The following is an 18,226-nucleotide window of genomic DNA, read 5'->3' on the forward strand; positions in this document are numbered from 1 at the left end:
GATGAAGAAGGCCAAGACCACCAACGCCTTCGTCCTGCTGGACGAGATCGACAAGCTGGGCGCCGACTGGCGCGGCGACCCGTCCTCGGCCCTGCTGGAGGTGCTGGACCCGGCTCAGAACTCGACCTTCGGCGACCACTATCTGGAGGTGGACTACGACCTGTCGCAGGTCATGTTCGTGACGACCGCGAACAGCCTGAACATGCCGCAGCCGCTGATGGACCGGATGGAGATCATCCGCGTGTCCGGCTACACCGAGGACGAGAAGGTCGAGATCGCCAAGCGCCACGTCCTTCCCAAGCAGCTCAAGGACCATGGTCTGAAGGACGGCGAACTGATCGTGCCGGACGACACGATCCGCGACCTGATCCGCTACTACACCCGCGAGGCCGGGGTGCGGTCGCTGGAGCGCGCCCTGGGCGGACTGGCTCGCAAGGCCGTGCGCGAGATGGCCAAGACGGGCGTCAAGACTATCACGGTCGATGAAGCCAAGCTGGCCGACTATGCGGGCGTCAAGAAGTTCCGCTATGGCGAGACCGACGAGGAGGATCAGGTCGGGATCGTCACCGGCCTGGCCTGGACCGAGTTCGGCGGCGACATCCTGACCATCGAGGCGATCAAGATGCCCGGTCGCGGCCGCATGACCGTGACCGGCAATCTTAAGGACGTGATGAAGGAGTCGATCTCGGCGGCGGCGTCCTATGTGCGGTCGCGGGCCCTGGCCTTCGGCGTCAAGCCGCCGGTGTTCGAGAAGACCGACATCCACGTCCACGTGCCGGACGGCGCCACGCCCAAGGACGGCCCGTCCGCCGGCGTCGCCATGACGGTGGCCATGGTCTCGGTCCTGACAGGCGTTCCGATCAGGAAAGACATCGCCATGACCGGCGAGATCACCCTGCGCGGTCGCGTCACCGCCATCGGCGGCCTGAAGGAGAAACTGCTCGCGGCCTTGCGCTCCGGCGTCAAGACCGTGCTGATCCCGCAGGAGAACGAGAAAGATCTGGCCGATGTGCCCGACAATGTGAAGTCGGCGCTGGAGATCGTGCCGATCTCCACGGCGGACGAGGCGCTGAAATGGGCGCTTGTCGGAACCCTGACTCCGGTGGAGTGGGACGAGGCGGCCGAGCCGCTGCCGACGCCCGTTCCGCCCCTGGACGGGCCGGCCGCCACGGTCAGCCACTGACCGTCGCCTGACCCACCACGCCGCCGGCGAGCAGCCGGCGGCGTTTTGGTTTTTGACGCAACCGCCGATCTGCCCTTTACTGATTCGTCTGGAGGGGACGGATGACCAAGGCAGAACTGATCGGCCGCATGGCCGCGGCGGCGAACATCAGTCGCGACCAGGCCAAATCCGCGCTGGAGGCCTTTACCGACGGGGTCGCCGAAGCCCTGACGCAGGGGCGCGACGTCAAGCTGATCGGCTTCGGCAGCTTCGTCGCCGTGGATCGCAAGGCGGGCGTCGCCCGCAATCCGCAGACCGGCGCCGCCGTGGCGCGGCCTGCTTCGCGCACCGCGCGCTTTCGCCCCGGCGAAGGCTTGAAAAGCGCCTTGAACGGCTGAGACGGGGAGGGCATAAGCCCGTCTCGCTTTGAGGGCGGCTAGCTCAGCTGGTCAGAGCATCTCGTTTACACCGAGAGGGTCGGCGGTTCGAACCCGTCGCCGCCTACCACCTTCCTCTACAATCCATTGAAACCGGGAAACCCTTGCAACGCGGGGGTTTTCTCGATACGCGGGCTGCACACAGACTACACACATCGGTGCGCAGTGGGATGACGATCGGCAAGGGGCTGTTCAGACAAAAGGGCGGCAACGTCTTTTACATCAGGCGCCGTGTGCCTCTCGATTTGGTCGATAGATTCGGCCGAAAGTTCTTCCAATCGACGACGGGAACCTCGGATTTCGCGAGTGCTAAGCGTGTCGGTGCGGGCATCTGGGAGCGGTGGGGGCGGGAGTTTGAAGACGCACGGTCGCTGGGAGCAGGGCCGCACGCCTCTATCGAAGACGTGACCACCGCCATTGAGAACTGGCGCCGCCGAGAATGCAGTGAAGCAGCCGGGCTCCTTCAGCCGAATCCATCCGCGCCGGTAACAATGACGCGGGGCGGCTGGGCTGCCCTGGTCGGTGGTCCTGGCCAGTCCGTCGCGCTTGACATGTCCATGATCCAGGAGACAGCGCCTGTGATCGGCCATGGCGTTGAAGCCTGGGCGAGGCGTTACTTTGAAGACCGGCCTGATCTGTCGCGGGAGCGAGCTACGCCGCACGCCACCGCGATCTTGTTAGGACGCCTCCAGCCGGCTGCGCGAGACCTCGAGGGATGGCGCGACATCGACGGCTTTGACGACGCCCTGGAAGCGGCTGCACGAGCCGGTGGTCTCATCTCGGTGATGCCGGCGGTGGTAGTCGCCGTGGCTCGCCCCAAGTTTGTCCAGGCCTGGCTAGAGGTCGTGCAGCACCACGAGGCCGCTAGAAGCCGCGCTGTGGCGTTCCTGGAGGCATTGGATGCCCAGGCTGCCCTACCGTCGTCGGTGACCGTCGCAGCGTCCCCTGAGGCTTATCAACCGCGTGAGGGTGACCGAACGGTCGCCGAGGTCATTGAGAAGTTCCAGATTGAAAAGAGGCGCGAAATCGGTGGCGAGGCCGTTGACCGGCGTTACGCTCACATCTTCCAGGCGCTGAAGGAAACGCTGGGCGGGGCGAAGCCCATCCGAGCCGTTACGCGGGACGACTGCCGGGATGTGCGTAACTTTCTGGAGCGGGTGCCGGCGAGCGCGCGTAAAAAGTGGCCGGCGCTGACGCTGGCGGAAGCGACGGCGAAGGCCGACGAGATCGACGCCAAGGCAGCCGACAAGGTCGTCAAGCGCTTGGCCCCAAACACGGTCCGGTCCTACCTGGTGAACTTGAGCGCCGTGCTGAACTGGTCGGTCGATGAGAAATACATCGCTGAGAACCCGATCAAGGGGCTGATTCCAGCGAAAGAGGACTCGGTTAAGCGCGAGGACTTCTCGGCCGAAGAACTGACCCTGATCTTCAGTGCTCTAGAGCCCGAGCGGGAGCGGCACGGCTGGAAGTTCTGGCTGCCGGCCCTGGCGACATATTCGGGCGCGCGGTTGGGTGAACTCTGCCAGGCGCGGGTGAGGGACCACCGCCAGATTGGAGACGTCCACTATCTGGTGCTCACCGAGTTCGACGAGACAGGCCGGCGGATCAACGGCAAGAAGTTGAAGACCGCGCCCAGTCAGCGGAATTTGCCGATTCATAGCGACCTGATCGCCGCCGGGTTTTTGGACTACGTCGCGACAAGGCCGGCGGACGGCCTATTGTTCGACGTCAGGATCACGAAGGGGCGCAGCGCTTCACACTACACCTCAAAATGGTGGGGTGCGTTCCTGGACAGCATTGGGCTGGTTGATCCTTCAAAGACAGCGCACGGGTTCCGACACGGGTTTAGAAATGCGGCGCGGCGTGCGGGGATCGCTGACTCCTTCGTTGACGCTCTCGGCGGCTGGGCGGCGAAGGGCGAGGCGGCCCGCTACGGTGATCGCGAACGCGTGCCCGAATTAGCTCGGGAGATGGAGCGGATCGGCTTCGGGGCCTTTAGGTTACCGGGAATGCCGCAGGAGAAGTAAGGTCGCTAGGCTCTAGAACTTCTGTTCCACACCGGCTTCGCCGGCCCTACCATCTGACCCGCACATCAGTGATCCGACTTGGCCGTATCCAGCGCGTGTCCGAAGTGCCGGGCCAATGCGAACCCAATGGTGGCGAGCATTTTCAGTGTTCAAAAGCTCCGATGACGGCTGGACGCTATCAGGTTTGCAACCCGTCGCGCCGTCAAAGGGCTATCCTATCAGCCGCAGCGTATCGGTCAGCTTTGACGGGGCTTTCTGCCGGCAGCCAGAGGCTTGATAGCGCCGTGACCCTCGGGTGGAACTGTCAGGAAATCACCGGTCGCAACCCCAAGCACGGAAGCGAGTTTGTCGAGCATATCGACGCTGGCGTTACCCAATTCACGCTCAAGTTCGCTGACGTATGCGCGATCAACGCCTGCATCCGCAGCTAGACGTTCCTGCGAAACGCCGCGCTCGGTCCTAAGCCGCCTTAAATTCCATGCGACCAGCGCGCGCCCATTCATGAGCAATAAGCGCCAGATTCAACCTCCGTTAAACCACGGGGTATAGCCTACAGATTAAATCCAGGAGGCGCTTGGTGGCTCACTCGAAATCGGCATCAATTCTGACGATCGGCGCCTTCATCGCCCTTGCATCGCCAGCCTCCGCCCAAGCGAATCTCCGAGAAGTTTTGGCTACCCGCCCGTCTGAGGCGCAGAGGCAGATGGTCGAGCAGGTCATCAATATCCAGACAGGTGGAGAACGTTCATCGATCTCCGGGCTCTGGGGTTATGCCCTCGGCGACTCCGCGATCCTCTACTGCGGGTTCCGGTCTGATGCAGCCTATCGCACGACGGGCTTCACGATCGTCATGAATGGCGTGGACCGGGACACGGCAGTTTTCAACATGGGGGAGGCTGCGATGCGCGATGTTGGCTGCGCCCGCCCCGGCTATCGAGCGATCACCGGCGCTCTTCTTCCAAACGATCCGCTCGGTGGTGTGTGGCTCGATCCAGCGCGAGAACGCATCGAAAGCAACGCTTACAGACCTATAGTCTTCCCCATCGCGCAGGCCAATGAACCGGACTGCATGGCGGGGCGAGCGCTGGCGTATGAGGCAATGATACTAGGCAACACGTCAGCGCTTGACGGCTTCACGCCAGCGCAGATGAACGACAAAACCAAATTGTTTGGCCTATGCTTTCAAGCTTCCGGTCAGGAGTTCACACAAGTCCGGCTCGGCCAGATCGTGGCGGATGCCGACGCGCGGATGGCGCCGTTCCGGGCTCGCGCCTACCTAGCTCAAGCATCTATCTATCTGAGCCGCCTGCGGGCTGGGGGATACTGAATGATGCCGCGTTAGGGCGATGAGCTTAGACATTTTGCAGAGTTCAGTGATTCACCGAGGCGCCTGGAGTCGGAGATTTCGAGGGATGGGGGCGGGGGGCTTGGGTCCCCCCCCCCGAAATTTTTTCAGCGTCAGTGGGAGGCTGCCTCCACCCGTTGGATCGCTGACCGGCTGACGCCGTATTGCTTCGCCAAGATGCCGAGGGACACGTTCGCTTTACGCTGATTCAGGATCTCGGCCTTCTGGTCCTCTGTGAGGGAGGGCTTGCGGCCTAGGGTCTTCCCCTCTGCCTTTGCTCTGCTCAGTCCCGCGCTCGTTCTCTCAATGAGAAGGTCACGCTCAAACTCTGCCACAGCGGCGATGACCCCCATCGTCATCTTGCCGGCCGCGCTTGTCAGATCAGCTTGTCCAAGGGCGAGGCAGATCACCCGGACATTCATCGCAGTGAAGGTTTCGACGGTTGACCGGACGTCCATTGCGTTCCGGCCGAGGCGATCCAGCTTGGTGACCACGACCACGTCACCAGTCTCAAGCTTGTCCATTAGCTTGACGAAACCCTTTCGTTGAATGGCGGGGACCGAGCCTGACACGGTCTCCTGGACCACGCGCTGAGGCTCGATCGAGAAGCCCGCGTTTCGGATCTCAAGGACTTGGTTTTCGGTGTTCTGGTCCGCTTTACTGCAACGACAGTAGGCGTATGTGCGCGATGACATGATCGCTCCTGTATCGATGACGCGCATCGAAATATGGGGTGTATCGAATTTATATCAAGTCATATTTTCAATACAGGCTTGAGGACCGTATCGGAATCCTCCGATTTCGATACGCAGCGTGGCATGCCCGCTGGCGGAGGAAAGCCGTCGATCGCAACCCCATCGCTTTGAGTTTTGGTTTCGCGAGCGGGTTGCCATGTTTCCTAAAATCACCACCGCTCTGGTTCTGGCTCTAGGTAGTCTTGTTCCCATAGTCCAAGGTCGAGCCGGTGGATGACGTCTTCAAAGTCCGTTGGCGTGAGGGTGTTCGCGGTGAACTGGAGCTCGAACTTGAAGTTCTCATCCTGCTGGTGGCCGTCACCGCGTCGCACGTCGGAGTTTGATCCCCACTGCAAACCTACCGACACAGAGCCCTCGACCACAAAGCGGAGACGGTCGGGCGCTTGTTGGTGAACTGCCACATGGTCCACCCAAACGCTTTCGATGGAGTAGTGGCTGGCGATCTCGGCAATGGCGTCGATGGTATCAAAAATGAAGGTGTTCAGAGCTTCGTCGTTGACCTCCTCTGCGAGCGCTTCGATCACTTCGCTCCGGGTGGCTTCGGCTGCGTCAATCATCGCAGCGAAAGCGTCGAACGATGAGCCCACAAGCGCCACCACTTCCGCCTCCTCGCCCACCTGAGTGGTTTCTCGAAAGTGCACACGCTTGCTGAGCTCAGTCAGCGCTGCTTTCGCTGTCTTAACAGGCTGATCGAGCTCGACTTGAAGCCGCTCAGCCACAAAGGTTGGGTCCAAACCTGCTCTAGCCCAGTAAGCTAGCCTCTGCGCTTGAGTGGGGCGGTTTTGACCATCCACCAGCTCAAAGCCAGGCGTCGCCATGACAGGCTCGTCTGGGGCAAACGCGTGGAGCGTCATGTAGGTGACCTCCCTCATAGCTACGGCGAAGAAGTTGCCGCGAAGGGGGCCTTGGGTCTGCGCTGAAGCCAGTGCCTGGTCGAGAGCGAGGCGCGAGAAGTCGTCCGGAAGGTGCGGCTTGATCTCATTGGCTTTGTGCGTGAGCTTGTCCCACATCGCTATCTCGCCAAATCCTGTTTAGCGATGGCGACGATCTTTTGCTGGCTGCTGGCGATGGCACCATAGCCTTCGTCCAACTCCTCGAACATGCTGTTCCGGCGCTTGTGCAGCTCTCGCCATAGCGCGTCGATTTCATCTGTGACATGGGGATCAAGCAGCCATGCTTGACCTGCAATGCTGCGTCTCACGTCATCGCGCGCCTTCCGATAGCGCTCCTTTAAGACCGCCTGGCGGTCATCCGGCAATTCGTGTCCGCTGATTTCCGCTTCAAAGTGTTCGCCATGCCAATCCAGCATGTCGTGCAAACCTTCGAACACTACGGTGTAGGCGGCGGCTTTCTTCTCCCATGAGCGCTCGCGGAAGAACCTCTTGAGCGTGAGGCGCATCGTCAGAGACGCTGCAAGCCAAGCGCCACCCAGCGTGAGGATCGCTTGCACAGCGAGCTGGATAATCTGCGCTGTGGTCATTCAGCTTGCCCACTGAGGTTTGTGACGATGAACCGTGCCCGACAGAGCAGTTCGTCGAACGTGAGGATTTCTGGCGAGCGCACGTTGCGCCGATAGAGCTCGAAGCAGGCGATCTTATCGTCATTACCCGCCATCTCTGAGGAATTTCCAACGACTAGAAAACTGCGGGGCTCCACTGAGTAAGCAAGGTCCGCCGTGTCGTTGCCCGCCGTGTCTTTTAGCACTTCTCGAAAGCGGCGGCGGGCGAAGTCGAAAGTGGTCTTCTGCACTTGCGTGACAGCGTTCGACACCTCGCTGCTTACCCCATAGCAACCGGGACGGTAGGGGTCCGCTGTCTGCCGAAGGAGGGCGGTGCTGTCCTTCTTGATCTCAACAAACACGAACTGGCTGACTTGCGCTCGCGTCCTCATCAGCGCATCGGCAGTTTTCCCCGCGCGATCAAACTCGTTCCCTGTGGTCTTTGCCATCAGCGTGTCGGACACTTTGCCCAACGCCACGTAGTGGAGCCCGTGCCCAAAAATCCACGGATTGGCTTCGAAGAACGCCTGCCAGTCGAGCTCAGTTTGCCCCTGTCCCATTCGCCGCTCAAATTCGTCCAGCGCCGCGCGTTTTGCCGCCACCGCGTAGATGTCCTGGTGGAGGTCAGGTGACTCCGCTAGCTGAGCGATTACCTCTCCCGCCTTGTTGGAGGTCAGGAGACTTGTGAGCGCCGCGAGACTCACGTTCTCCAGCGACACCTTTGTCTTCCGCGCATCGCCGAAATCGAGGGTGGCGATGATGCCCAAGAAATCGCGGATTTGCGCCAGTTGGAAGTGGGTGACTTGGACCCGGCTATCCTCCCGCCAACCATAGGTTTTGTGGTGAGTGAGCTTGATGAGCGCAAAGGTGCCGAAGTCGGACTTGTCCTTCACCCAAAACGCTTTGACCGCCAATTTACAGCGGGACGTTACGTCGATCTCGCCGATGGGCTCTTCGCTTTCCCCGCAGATCGTCGCGTAGGAACCCTTGGCTCCGGGGTGAACATACAGTTGATCGGGGGTGTAGTTTGCCAAGTATTCCGCGTCGTCACTCATGGCGGTAGCGTATCGCTGTTACCCTCGGCTTGGCTAGCGTCACTCAAGTGCGCTCAGTGGAGTTTTGTCCGCCGCCACGGATGTCCGCCAACCACCCATTGCTGAGCTTCGACATGTCAGGTTTTGGGCGGGGGGCGTGCCGCGTTGGTGCCGATGCCTGTCTTTAGTCTCGTCTAACCGATCGATTGGGATCGGTGTTGATGCGTGAGGACGCAGCCTCGATACCCGAGTTGCCCCTCCGCACGGAGGATGCGTTGCGTGAGCACGCGACATTTTGAATGTCGCCCCGAGCGCCACCTTAAATATCGCAGTCTAGCGGATTGGGTGACCCTCGTGGGGGCCTCTGGCCTTTCCGCGCCGGACGCCAGTTGGAGTCGGCAGCCTGAGCCGGCGCGGCAATGCGACCTAAACCAGCTCTGGTTCTGCGTTCTGCGTTTCTGCGCGGGTTCAGGGGTAGATTTTCGGCCGAGAGAAGATTTTCAGGAGGATCTGAAAGTTCAGAAAATGCCCTAAGACTCTCGACCTAACTCTCACTCGCAGAAACGCAGAAACGCAGATTAGGCCGCCAGCGGCAGCATCACGTCGTCGCCCTCGACCGCGCTGGCGCGGATCACCACCGACGAGACCTTGCCCAAGCCGGGCACGTAGTCGAACGCCGTGCGCTCCTCGCCGTCCGCCCGCCTGTAGGTGATGAGATGGCCACGGGCACGCAGTTGTCCCGCCAACGCCTTGGGGTTCAACGCGCCGCCGGAGAGCTCTTTTAGCGACGACATAGGCACGACGTAGGCATCCTCACCGAACTTGGTCAGGTGCGCATCCAGACGCCATGCGTCGGCCTTCCCGAAGCCACCGGAGACATCGTCCGGGACGCGTCCACCTCGGCCCCGCAGAAGGGTCTCGAACAGCGTTTGGATGGTGACGTCTTCGGAGTTGGCTGGCGTCAGCGACGACTCCTGCGCACGACGCCAGAACTCGGCAATCGTCTCGTCCAGAGACTGGCCGAGACCGAGGTCATTGTCCGAGGGGATCAGTCCGGCGGTCTGTGCGATCTTACCGGCGAACCAGAGAAGGGCGGCGATCCGGGCTGCCCGAACCACTGCGGGCGGCGCGCCGTCACCGGCGATCTCGACGGCCTTGTGCTCCACATCCTGCCAGAACTCATCCCGCTCCCTGTTCAGGCCCTGCGCAATGACGCTGGACACGAATGCGAGCCCGGCGTGCCCGGTGTTTTGGAAGGCGGCCTCGATTCCGTCCATCGTCTCGCGGGGAAGCGGGCTCGTCGCCTCGCAGTCGATCTCGACAACGCGGGCGCCCAGACCAGTGGTGGCGGCGACCCCGGCCGAGCGGATTTTGCCCATGATCTCGTGCTCGCCGGTCAACGTATACATCCCGCGCCATGTCCTCGCTTTGCGCAAGGATGCGGAGCGCGTCAGACGGTCGTTGCCGGCGTTGCCGGAGCCTTTGTAGATCATGAGTTGGAGCTTTCCACCGTCCACGAGGTTCGTCTCGTCGAACGCGTAGCCGGCGCCGGTGCCCATGGCGAACCTGGCCTCCACGGCGTTGTCGGTTCCGTTCAGAGGGCCATAGAGGCCCGCACGCGCCTTGGTGCTTCCCCAGACCGCAGCTTGCAGTTTCGCCGAGGTGGACTTGCCACGGCTCGTCCGGGAGCTCCACGCCACGAAGAAGCTGTCCTGACCGCACATGTCCACCAAAACGCTGGCGAAGCTGATCAGAGGCGCGACGCGAAACTGAAGGACGTCGGTTCCCCAAGCGGCCGCCGTTGCGGCCGTCCAGCCGTCGAGGGTGCCGCACTGCTCCTCGCCGGAAGGCATGGACTCATGGGCCATTTCGACCGGACGGTTCACGCCCTTCGGCGTCGATCCCCAGGGGCTCAGGAACAGTCCTTCGTCACGCCACCCGCCGTGGTCGAAGATGGCGATTGGGCTGCTCGGCGCGATCTCACGGGCCAGCCGGACGCACTGTGCTTCGCCGGCCTCCGTCATCCCGACGCCGGCTTCCCGGAGCCGCATGCGGAATTCGCCGCCGAAGGCGCTGAAGATGTCCCTCGCCGACACGTCGAACTGCGAGGTGTTTCCATCCTCGTCCAGCGCGGCGATCCTCAGGCCTCGCTTGCCAGCCTGATCCACATGCTGGGTGCCGGCCACGATCGTCCACGGCGTCCACAAGCGCACTGGGCCGTCGCCCCGGTCCAGGTAGACCCACGGGCGTCCATCGAACTGCCTCATGCTGAAGTCGCCGTGCGAGGGCGAGGGGAGGGGAAACTGCCCCTGCAAGCGGGTCGCTTCGGTTGCCGAGATCGGCGCCGTGGCGGGTTCGGCGGAGGGCGTCATTTCCCTCCGGACGCGTTTCTCGATCAGCTTGAAGTCGGCGGCGGCGACCTGAGCCTGCTGCCGCGCCTCCTTCAGCGCACGAGCCTTCTCCAGTTCCCCGAGGTCTGTGCACAGGATGTTGCGGATCGCGGTCTCCACCATCTCGGTGGAGGCCTCTCTGGTCAGCGGGATAGGCGGCATCGGTGCGGAGGTCTCGATCAGGGCGTTGAAGTCGTCATCCATCAGCACGGCGGCGGGGAACCACTGCGCGTCTATCATCGCCCCCAGGTGGTCGAGGCTGGTGAGATCAGCGCAAGAATGATGCTGGCAGCGGATGGCGAACCTCGACGTTTTGGAGCCGTCCCCAGCATTCATGGCCAGACAGGCCATATCGTTAGCGTCGCCGGGGTTGCTATGGCGGTGGTCGTGAGGGCACTCGATGACGAGCCCCAAGCCTATGCGATCGCGAACCCGTTCGGGGGCGAACTCTTCGATCACGTCGGCCATTTGAAAGCCCTCAGCCTTGGCCTTCGCCCAGGACGACAGAACCTTCCCAGCGGTGGTCGTCGGGCTGTTTGTCGCGCGCAGGCCACCGTTCGGGCCGGAGGGCAGCAGCGTGCGCCAGTCGAGAAGATCGCCACCGACGACGATGGACTCGAACGCCGCACCCGGCGCGTGGGAGGGCAGGTAAAAGCCGCGAGCGACGTCTTCAGCCGCTCGATCGTGCATCACCGCCAAGATCTCTGACATCGCGCGGGGAAGCGCCGGATATGCATTGATGCCGTCACGTTGCAGCGCCCCCTGTTCAGCAAGGACGAAGCGCTCCTTGAACGGGAACAGCACGCGGAACTTCGACACCGGCGAGTGGCTCACGATCAGGGTTGGGCCAGCGGTTTCGTCGGCCTTGGCGGTGATCTGTGCGGTCGTCGCCACTTCCTCGACCATTGAGCGCGCGAGGTAGGCCTGGACGAGGCCATCAGTGATCTCTTCGGAGCGGCCGTTCGCGATTGCCCATTGAACCAGAGCATCGCAGAGCACTTTCCGGCTGGTGGAGCCGTGACTGTGAGTGGTGTGGATCACCGCCATGTGGCCGGATGCGATCACGCGCTCCACGAGGGCGTCCCGACCCACTCCCGAGTCGATGTCTAGGGCGAGGAAACTGAGCGATTTGACGGCAGTTGCGCGACGCGGACCTTCCACACAGTCGCCCAAAACAACGGCGTGCCCGTTCTTGTGGGCCATCTCCTTGTGGTCGGTGAACATACGGATGGCGGCGCCCAGCGTCGTATCGATCGGCTTCCAGCGGGTGCTGTTGACGCCGTTGGCGCGGGTGATGGTGATGGGCATGTTGAGCCGAGGATCGGCTTCGTCGAAGCCGTTCAGCACCGTGATTTTGGACATGGGGGAGCCTTTTCCGACACCGCTGTCTCAGTGCCGATAATGTTGTAGACGATGGTTGTAGGGGTAGTGGGCTAGAGGCTCAGCAGAGCGTTCGTGACCTTGTCGATGACGAGGTCAAGGATGAGCGCGCCGGCGTGCGGCACTGTTAGGGGAATTATGGTGCCGTCGATCTTCACGGCCTTACGGGTGAAGCGCACGGGGATCGCGACGGTCGGAGGAGCTTCTTTCATAACCAGGATCGCGGTGGTGATCCGGTTTTTGCCTTCGTCACGGGTGATGAACCATTGCGGGTTCGTTTCACGGGCTGCTTCGGCGATCCCATCGACAAAGGCTTGAAATCTTCTCGGCGAAGCGATGGCCGTATGCACAGGCCAGTCGCCGAGCGGATGGTCGAAGCATCGCTCATCGGCCATAAGGAGAGCAGCAGTTCGGAAGTTTTCGCTAAGCGCGGCGTATTGAGCAGCCTTCTGGGTCATCAGGCTTCCAACGGGGCCAGTTTTTCAGCGATCCAGTTCTCGACCGCCGCCAGGGACCACAGCGGTTCCGAATAAGCGCTCCAGCGCAGATAGGCTGGAAACTTTCCTTTCGCGGACATCCGCTCCACTGTGCGGCGCGTCAGGCCGTTCAGACGCCAGGAGAACTTCTCGAAGGGCACCAAGTCGATCATGCCGAGCCTCCGTTCGAAGCGGCGAGACGGGTCGCGGCTTGTCCATCCCCGACCTTCCCGTGGATGAGACGCGCGGGTTTGGCGTCCAATTCTTTGGTGGGTGCGTGGAAATAGTAGGGCCGGTCGGTGCGCAGCCGATCCAGCCAGTCTCCAACCTCCTCACCTGACAGCGTTTCGACTTCACCGGCTTTGGTGAAGCGGAAGTAAGGCAGGGCACGGTTGGTGGCATCGGTCAGTGCCTCGATGCGGAGGCCGGCCCCGCTGGCGGCGACCGCCAGGGCGGCCATGACGGCGTAAAAGATTGCGGGCGCGGGTGCGCTCATCCTGTTGGCTCCAAGGATCGATTTGTATGGGAGTGGGAAGTGTCAGAACGACGAGACATCCTGATCGGTCGAGATTGGCGACACCGGCCCCGCCGGCATCACTGGATTAACTCGAGTATGGGTCCTGTATGCTTGCGAAAGGCAGCCATGTCAAGAAAAAGGGTTGACCTTTCTTAAAAACTGTGAGTCGCCCGCTATGGGTGGCTGTCCAGAATCAGGCTGGGCCTACCGATCTAGGCGTTCACGATCATCAGATCGGACAGCCGTGTCGTGTATCTAGCCGATCGATTGTTCGCCCGCGTGCTTCACCGAGCCGCGACACGGATGCCGCCGGGTCGGATGTCAAGCTGGCGAACATGACGGCCAACTGCTCGTCTATGCGGGAGCGTTCGCAGCCGCTATTCCTGATGGAACAATCTACTGGTGGTTATAGATGGCGAACGACGGCGACAGCGGGCGATATTCTGATCTCTCCCATGCCCAGCTTGTGTCGCTGCTTGAAAAGCGGGACCGGAACAAGAAGCTAGGGTTGGTTTGGGAGCGCGACGAGATCGAATCGGATCGCGCGCTTGAAGCCGAGTTCGTGGCCGGGGATTTGATCACAGACCTTTCCGACCCTGCCGACGGTCGTGTCGGCTGGGCGAACATGGTCATTGAGGGCGATAACTTCGACACCCTACGCTGGCTGCGGATGACGATGAGCGGCCGCATCAAGTGCATCTACGTTGACCCGCCCTACAACACCGGCGCGCGCGACTGGGTCTATAACGACCACTACATCAGCAAGGACGACCGGTGGCGCCATTCGACCTGGCTTGAGTTTCTCTATCGGCGCTTCTCGCTCGCTCGCGATCTGCTGACCGAGGACGGCGTCATCCTTGTGTCGATCAACGACGAGAACCGGGCACGTCTCGAACTGATGTTAGACGAAGTGCTGCCGGGAATGCGGATCGGCAGCCTGGCTTGGCGCACTAGATCAGGCGCCAACGAGGGCAGAGAAGCCTTCTTCTCGGATAACCACGAGCATATTCTCGTTTACGCCAAGCCGGGATTTCGGTTCGGCGGCACGGTGAAATCGCTCAGCATGTATGGAAATCCCGACCAAGATCCCCGAGGCGATTGGACCAGCGGCGATCTAACGGTGAACGTCTCCTACACCGACAAGCGCGCCGGTAAGGGCTATTACCCACTCTATGATCCGGCGACGGATACCTACTACCCCTGCAACCCAGATGCGGTTTGGCGATACGCCTCGCGGGCAGCCTCGGGCGACAGTGCCCGGATCAAAACGCGCTTTATGGAAGACTGGATTGCTGACAAGCGGATCGCTTTCCCTCGGGATCAAGTCGTTCGTATCTACGAAACGCCCGACGCGCTCGCCAAAGCGCTTGAGTCCGGCGACGTTCCCAAAAGCGGCCGATCGCCCTTGTTGCGCGCTGACCTGCCGGACATTAATTTCTGGGTGGGCAAGCGCGTCGGGTTCGGAACGCCCCGGTTTAAGCGCCTGCTTTCTGAGTTAAAGAGGCCTACTCAGCCCCTTTCGTCCTGGGTCACGCCCAAGAACGAAATCAAAACGAAAGCTGCCGAAGACAACAGTGTCGTCGCCGGCACTAACGATGAGGCTGCCAAGGCGATCAAAGCGATCTTCGGGGAGAAAGCCTTCAACTACGCCAAACCCCCCTCTTTGATCCAAGGGTTGCTCGAGCAGGCTACATCTTCTGGCGATATCGTGCTGGATTTCTTCGCCGGAAGCGCGACCACCGCGCAAGCTGTCATGACGCTCAATGCGGAAGATGGCGGGGATCGGCGCTTCATTATGGCCTCTTCGACTGAGAGCACCGAGGACGAACCAGAAAAGAACGTGGCGCGGCAAGTCACAGCTGAGCGGGTTAGGAAACTGAACGCTTCCAATGATGTCGCCTTTGCGAACCTCAACGCGCCTTTCGCTTATGTCCGAATGGCGACCATGGCGTTCGAGGACATCGACTACGATCTATCGCCCGCTCAGGCATGGACGGCGCTCGAAGCCTTGCACGACCTACCGTTGACGCCGTTCAGAGACGGCGCTTCGTGGTTCATCCACGAAGGCGAAGAGGTCGTGCTCATCTTGGTGGACCGGGTGGATGACGCTTTGAAGGTCACGCTGCGTGACCTAGCCTCGCGTCGTGCAAATGCCTTCGTCTATGCCTGGGCACCCGGCCAGATCACGGCCGCGATGGGGGACAATGACATCGAGGTTCGGGCAGTGCGGGATACATTGGTAGGGCGCTTCCGCCCATGACCGACGTGGTCCACGGTCTTGTTGCTTTGGCCGACTATCAACGCGATGCGGTTGCCGCGATCCGCGATTCCATCGTGGCCGCATCGACCTATCAGCACGTCAATCCCGGCCTGCGGCAGGAAGTAGCGCGGAGCGTCGGCGCCACGTTGCTTCAGGCGCCCACAGGTTCCGGCAAGACCCTCATGCTCGGCCGGGGGTTGGAAGCCGTTCGCGGCAAGACGGGGGCGCCATGCGTCTGGTTCTGGTTCGCGCCATTCAGTGGCCTCGTGGCCCAAACTCGGTCTGCCTTGGCTGACCAATGCCCATCTCTGCGGCTGCGGGACATCTCTAAGGATCGAAGCGCTCTTATGGCGCGCGATGGCGACGTCTTCGTTCAGACCTGGGCTCTGGTTGCCACCACCCGCAAGGACGCCCGCAAAGTTCGCACGCGGGGCGAAGATGCGCCGGCCCTGGACGACATGCTGGCGGACCTGCGTGATCGCGGCGTTCGTATCGGCGTGGTGATAGACGAGGCTCACCTCAACTTCGGTGCCTCGGCCAAGGCAGCGGCATCCTTCTATCTCGATGTCATGCGCCCCGACTTCACCCTGTTGGCCTCAGCCACGCCCAACGACGAGAAGCTGATCGAGTTCGAGACGCGCGCGGGCGTGACGGTGGAGAACCGGATCATCGTTTCGCGTGACCAAGTCGTGAAAGCCGGCCTCAACAAGGTCGGGCTCACGCTCGGTGTCGTTCGGCTTGAAGGTCAGGACGCAGCCCTCATCGACACCGAGCAGGCCGCGCTGACGGTAGCGTGGCGTAAGCACCAAGAGATCAAAGCGCGTCTTGTCGAAAAGGGCATCGCCGTCACGCCGTTGATGCTGGTCCAAGTCGAGGATCAGGGCGACGGAAAGGCCGATCCAGTGACCCGCGTGCGCGACAAGCTGAAGGATATAGGTATACCGGAATCGGTAATCGCCACGCACACTAGCGGCGAACCGGACCCGGACTTTCATACCCTCGCCTACGATCCGTCCCGCGAAGTTCTCGTTTTTAAGGTAGCGGTCGCCACCGGATTCGACGCGCCACGGGCGTGGACGCTGGTGTCCGTTCGCCCGACACGGGGGTCTTCCTTCGGCCTTCAAATCGTCGGCCGGATCATGCGCGTGCATCCGCAAGTGCGACCCATCCACGGCTCGGATACCTTGCTGGATCGCGGATGGGTCTTTTTGACCGACCCGGAATTACAAGCTGGGCTCGACGCCGCCGCGAACGAGCTGAAGGCGGTCCGCAGCTCGATTGCGACCGTCGCCAGCGAACTCCAGGTTCTCGAATTTACCAGCGCGGGAACAGCGGCTCTCGAAGCGCGGCGCGCGGCGCTTCCCCACGCTCCTGCGATGCCCCGCGACGAAGCCGACCGGCAGATGCGCCTCGACAACCTGATCGCCGGGGGATTTGTCGATCACTCGGTAAAGGGGGCGGCGCCAGATGTTCAAGACAAGATCGTGGTCCAGGCCGAGTGGACCCGCTCGCTAGGCTCGACCCCGCTCTTTGGCGACGATCTGCCCGAGCAGCCTCATGGCGGCGAAACCAACCCGACCGTTCCGCCTCGAGCGAAGGTCTATCGGGTCCTCGCCGAGCGGGGTGTGCCCGCCCGTCTTCTACGTGAGCGAATACCGGCGCCGGAGCAGTTGGACGGCGAAATTGTGCGCGCAGCCGCCAGGGCCGTCTTTGCCATGCACGAGACGCCCCTCGACTATCTGCGCAAGACACTGGGCAAGGCTAATGTCAGCTTGCGTGACCTGTTCATCGAGGAGGAGGGGTCCGAAAGCGTCGTCAACGTGCGCATGTCGGAAACTCGTATCAGCGAGGCGGCCCAGCGCAGTTTCGAGTTCAACGAGGCGATCAGCGCGCGTGCGCTGAAACAGGCGTTGATGTCGGAATTTATCCGGGTCTGTAATGACGAAGGAGTGGATGCGACCGACGTCGTTCCCTTGCGCCGAGCGCTCGACCTGTTCGCACTCAGCCGGCCGAATGCGCTGCCGGATGCGCTAAAACAGGCCATCTCGCCGGTCGTAGAACTGGCGGACGAAATTCCACCGCTGGTCATCTCCGGTGGCGTCGAGGCTCGCCGGTCGCGGTTAGGTGCCTACGAGGTCTTCCCGACGAACATGAATGAGAACGAGCGCCGGTTCGCCGAACTGCTCGATAGTGATGAAAGCGGCCAGGTGAAGTGGTGGCTTCGGCTCCAAGAGAACTCGAACTGGGCCGTGACGCTGATGCTGCCGAGCGGCAAACGGTTCTTCCCCGACTTCGCGGTCGGCGTGGTGGGCCGGCGGAGCCAAGACGCCATTGCGCTCATCGAGACCAAGGATGACGGCGTAACGGGCCGGCTTCACTCGGACGCCAACCGCGAGAAGATCGTGGCGTCGCATCAGGAATATCGAAACGTCCGCTGGACCTATCAGGGCGAGCGCGGTTGGACCGAGCTTCACTACAACGGCGCCCTTGATCAAATTCAGCCGTTGCGTCCATTTTCGATCGATCATCTAGCTAAGCTTGCGTAACGGCTGTGCCTGCCAACATGCGAGCGGTCCTGTGCATGAAACCGGAATGCCGACCGGCGCCGGCCGCGTTCCCCAACTCGGCGGGCTGTCCATCTCTCACCGCGTTCTCGCCCGAAGGGCGGAAGGGGCTGGCTGAGCTTCAGGCGATTTTCTTAAAAATCCCACCAGCCCCGGAAAGGGAGACGAGACCGGGCCGACAAGCTGTTGAGCAGACGGTCATCGGTAGCCGAAGAGGGAGGGGGTGATCGCTGACCATCTGGGGCCTAGCGAGTGAAGCCGGACCATGCCTGACAGATCGGCGGCCCTCAAGAAACGCGACATATGTCATTGGGGGTGTGGAAAATTATTTGGCCAACAGATTTGGCTCGGTTAAGCGGCTCTGACCATTGACAGAAAACA

At 61.7% G+C, this 18,226-nt stretch carries 15 protein-coding genes, 1 tRNA gene and 1 pseudogene; 7 read left to right on the top strand and 10 right to left on the bottom strand.

The genetic code is table 11. From position 1 onward, the window contains the following. The 4 genes from DI624_RS04560 to DI624_RS04575 form a co-directional block, all read left to right on the top strand. Positions 1–1,183: S16 family serine protease (locus DI624_RS04560; protein WP_291536300.1), on the top strand; the 1,183-nt coding region annotated here is incomplete at its 5' end. A 101-nt stretch (positions 1,184–1,284) separates the two neighbouring features. After that, positions 1,285–1,560, top strand: a complete 276-nt coding sequence (locus DI624_RS04565) for an HU family DNA-binding protein (RefSeq protein WP_150823961.1) — start codon at positions 1,285–1,287, stop codon at positions 1,558–1,560. Between the two features lie 32 nt (positions 1,561–1,592). Further along, positions 1,593–1,669, top strand: a tRNA-Val gene (locus DI624_RS04570). 100 nt (positions 1,670–1,769) lie between these two features. Continuing rightward, positions 1,770–3,626: a site-specific integrase gene (locus DI624_RS04575; RefSeq protein ID WP_291536301.1), complete on the top strand. Its 1,857-nt coding sequence runs from the start codon at positions 1,770–1,772 to the stop codon at positions 3,624–3,626. A 236-nt stretch (positions 3,627–3,862) separates the two neighbouring features. On the opposite strand, the gene DI624_RS04580 is transcribed toward DI624_RS04575, so the two are convergent. Next, the gene (locus DI624_RS04580) at positions 3,863–4,129 is read right to left on the bottom strand and encodes a helix-turn-helix transcriptional regulator (protein WP_291536302.1); all 267 of its coding nucleotides are present in this window, start codon (positions 4,127–4,129) and stop codon (positions 3,863–3,865) included. Positions 4,130–4,203: 74 nt separating this feature from the next. Between DI624_RS04580 and DI624_RS04585 the strand changes: the two genes are divergently transcribed. Then, a complete protein-coding gene (locus DI624_RS04585) occupies positions 4,204–4,953 on the top strand; it encodes a hypothetical protein (protein ID WP_291536303.1) in 750 nt (249 codons plus the stop codon). 131 nt (positions 4,954–5,084) lie between these two features. Here the strand turns inward: DI624_RS04585 and DI624_RS04590 are convergent, their stop codons facing one another. The 9 genes and pseudogenes from DI624_RS04590 to DI624_RS16090 all read right to left on the bottom strand — a co-directional run. Then, on the bottom strand, positions 5,085–5,666 hold the full coding sequence (locus tag DI624_RS04590; protein WP_291536304.1) for a recombinase family protein: 582 nt from the start codon (positions 5,664–5,666) through the stop codon (positions 5,085–5,087). A gap of 209 nt (positions 5,667–5,875) precedes the next feature. Beyond that, positions 5,876–6,736 carry a hypothetical protein gene (locus DI624_RS04595; RefSeq protein ID WP_291536305.1) on the bottom strand — a complete coding sequence of 287 codons (861 nt, stop codon included), beginning with the start codon at positions 6,734–6,736 and terminating at the stop codon, positions 5,876–5,878. 2 nt (positions 6,737–6,738) lie between these two features. After that, complete coding sequence (locus tag DI624_RS04600; protein WP_291536306.1) at positions 6,739–7,206, bottom strand: hypothetical protein; 468 nt, start codon at positions 7,204–7,206, stop codon at positions 6,739–6,741. Next, entirely contained in the window at positions 7,203–8,279 is a 1,077-nt protein-coding gene (locus DI624_RS04605) for a Shedu immune nuclease family protein (protein WP_291536307.1), read from the bottom strand. The genes DI624_RS04600 and DI624_RS04605 overlap by 4 nt, the downstream gene beginning before the upstream one ends. Before the next feature lie 557 nt (positions 8,280–8,836). Next, a complete protein-coding gene (locus DI624_RS04610; RefSeq protein WP_291536308.1) occupies positions 8,837–12,010 on the bottom strand; it encodes a DUF927 domain-containing protein in 3,174 nt (1,057 codons plus the stop codon). A 71-nt stretch (positions 12,011–12,081) separates the two neighbouring features. Continuing rightward, the gene (locus tag DI624_RS04615; RefSeq protein WP_291536309.1) at positions 12,082–12,486 is read right to left on the bottom strand and encodes a hypothetical protein; all 405 of its coding nucleotides are present in this window, start codon (positions 12,484–12,486) and stop codon (positions 12,082–12,084) included. After that, positions 12,486–12,677 (bottom strand): hypothetical protein, encoded by a 192-nt coding sequence (locus DI624_RS04620; protein ID WP_291536310.1) that lies wholly within the window; start codon positions 12,675–12,677, stop codon positions 12,486–12,488. The genes DI624_RS04615 and DI624_RS04620 overlap by 1 nt, the downstream gene beginning before the upstream one ends. Next, entirely contained in the window at positions 12,674–13,000 is a 327-nt protein-coding gene (locus DI624_RS04625) for a hypothetical protein (protein ID WP_291536311.1), read from the bottom strand. The genes DI624_RS04620 and DI624_RS04625 overlap by 4 nt, the downstream gene beginning before the upstream one ends. A gap of 233 nt (positions 13,001–13,233) precedes the next feature. Beyond that, a pseudogene (locus tag DI624_RS16090) lies at positions 13,234–13,299 on the bottom strand (hypothetical protein); the annotation flags it as partial. A gap of 134 nt (positions 13,300–13,433) precedes the next feature. Here DI624_RS16090 and DI624_RS04630 point away from each other — a divergent pair. Both DI624_RS04630 and DI624_RS04635 read left to right on the top strand, forming a co-directional pair. Then, on the top strand, positions 13,434–15,281 hold the full coding sequence (locus tag DI624_RS04630; protein ID WP_291536312.1) for a site-specific DNA-methyltransferase: 1,848 nt from the start codon (positions 13,434–13,436) through the stop codon (positions 15,279–15,281). Continuing rightward, a complete protein-coding gene (locus DI624_RS04635; protein WP_291536313.1) occupies positions 15,278–17,827 on the top strand; it encodes a DEAD/DEAH box helicase in 2,550 nt (849 codons plus the stop codon). Before DI624_RS04630 ends, DI624_RS04635 begins: the two co-directional genes overlap by 4 nt. Positions 17,828–18,226 lie beyond the last annotated feature (399 nt).

The organism is Brevundimonas sp., from assembly GCF_003248455.1.
In the GTDB taxonomy this organism is placed as follows: domain Bacteria; phylum Pseudomonadota; class Alphaproteobacteria; order Caulobacterales; family Caulobacteraceae; genus Brevundimonas.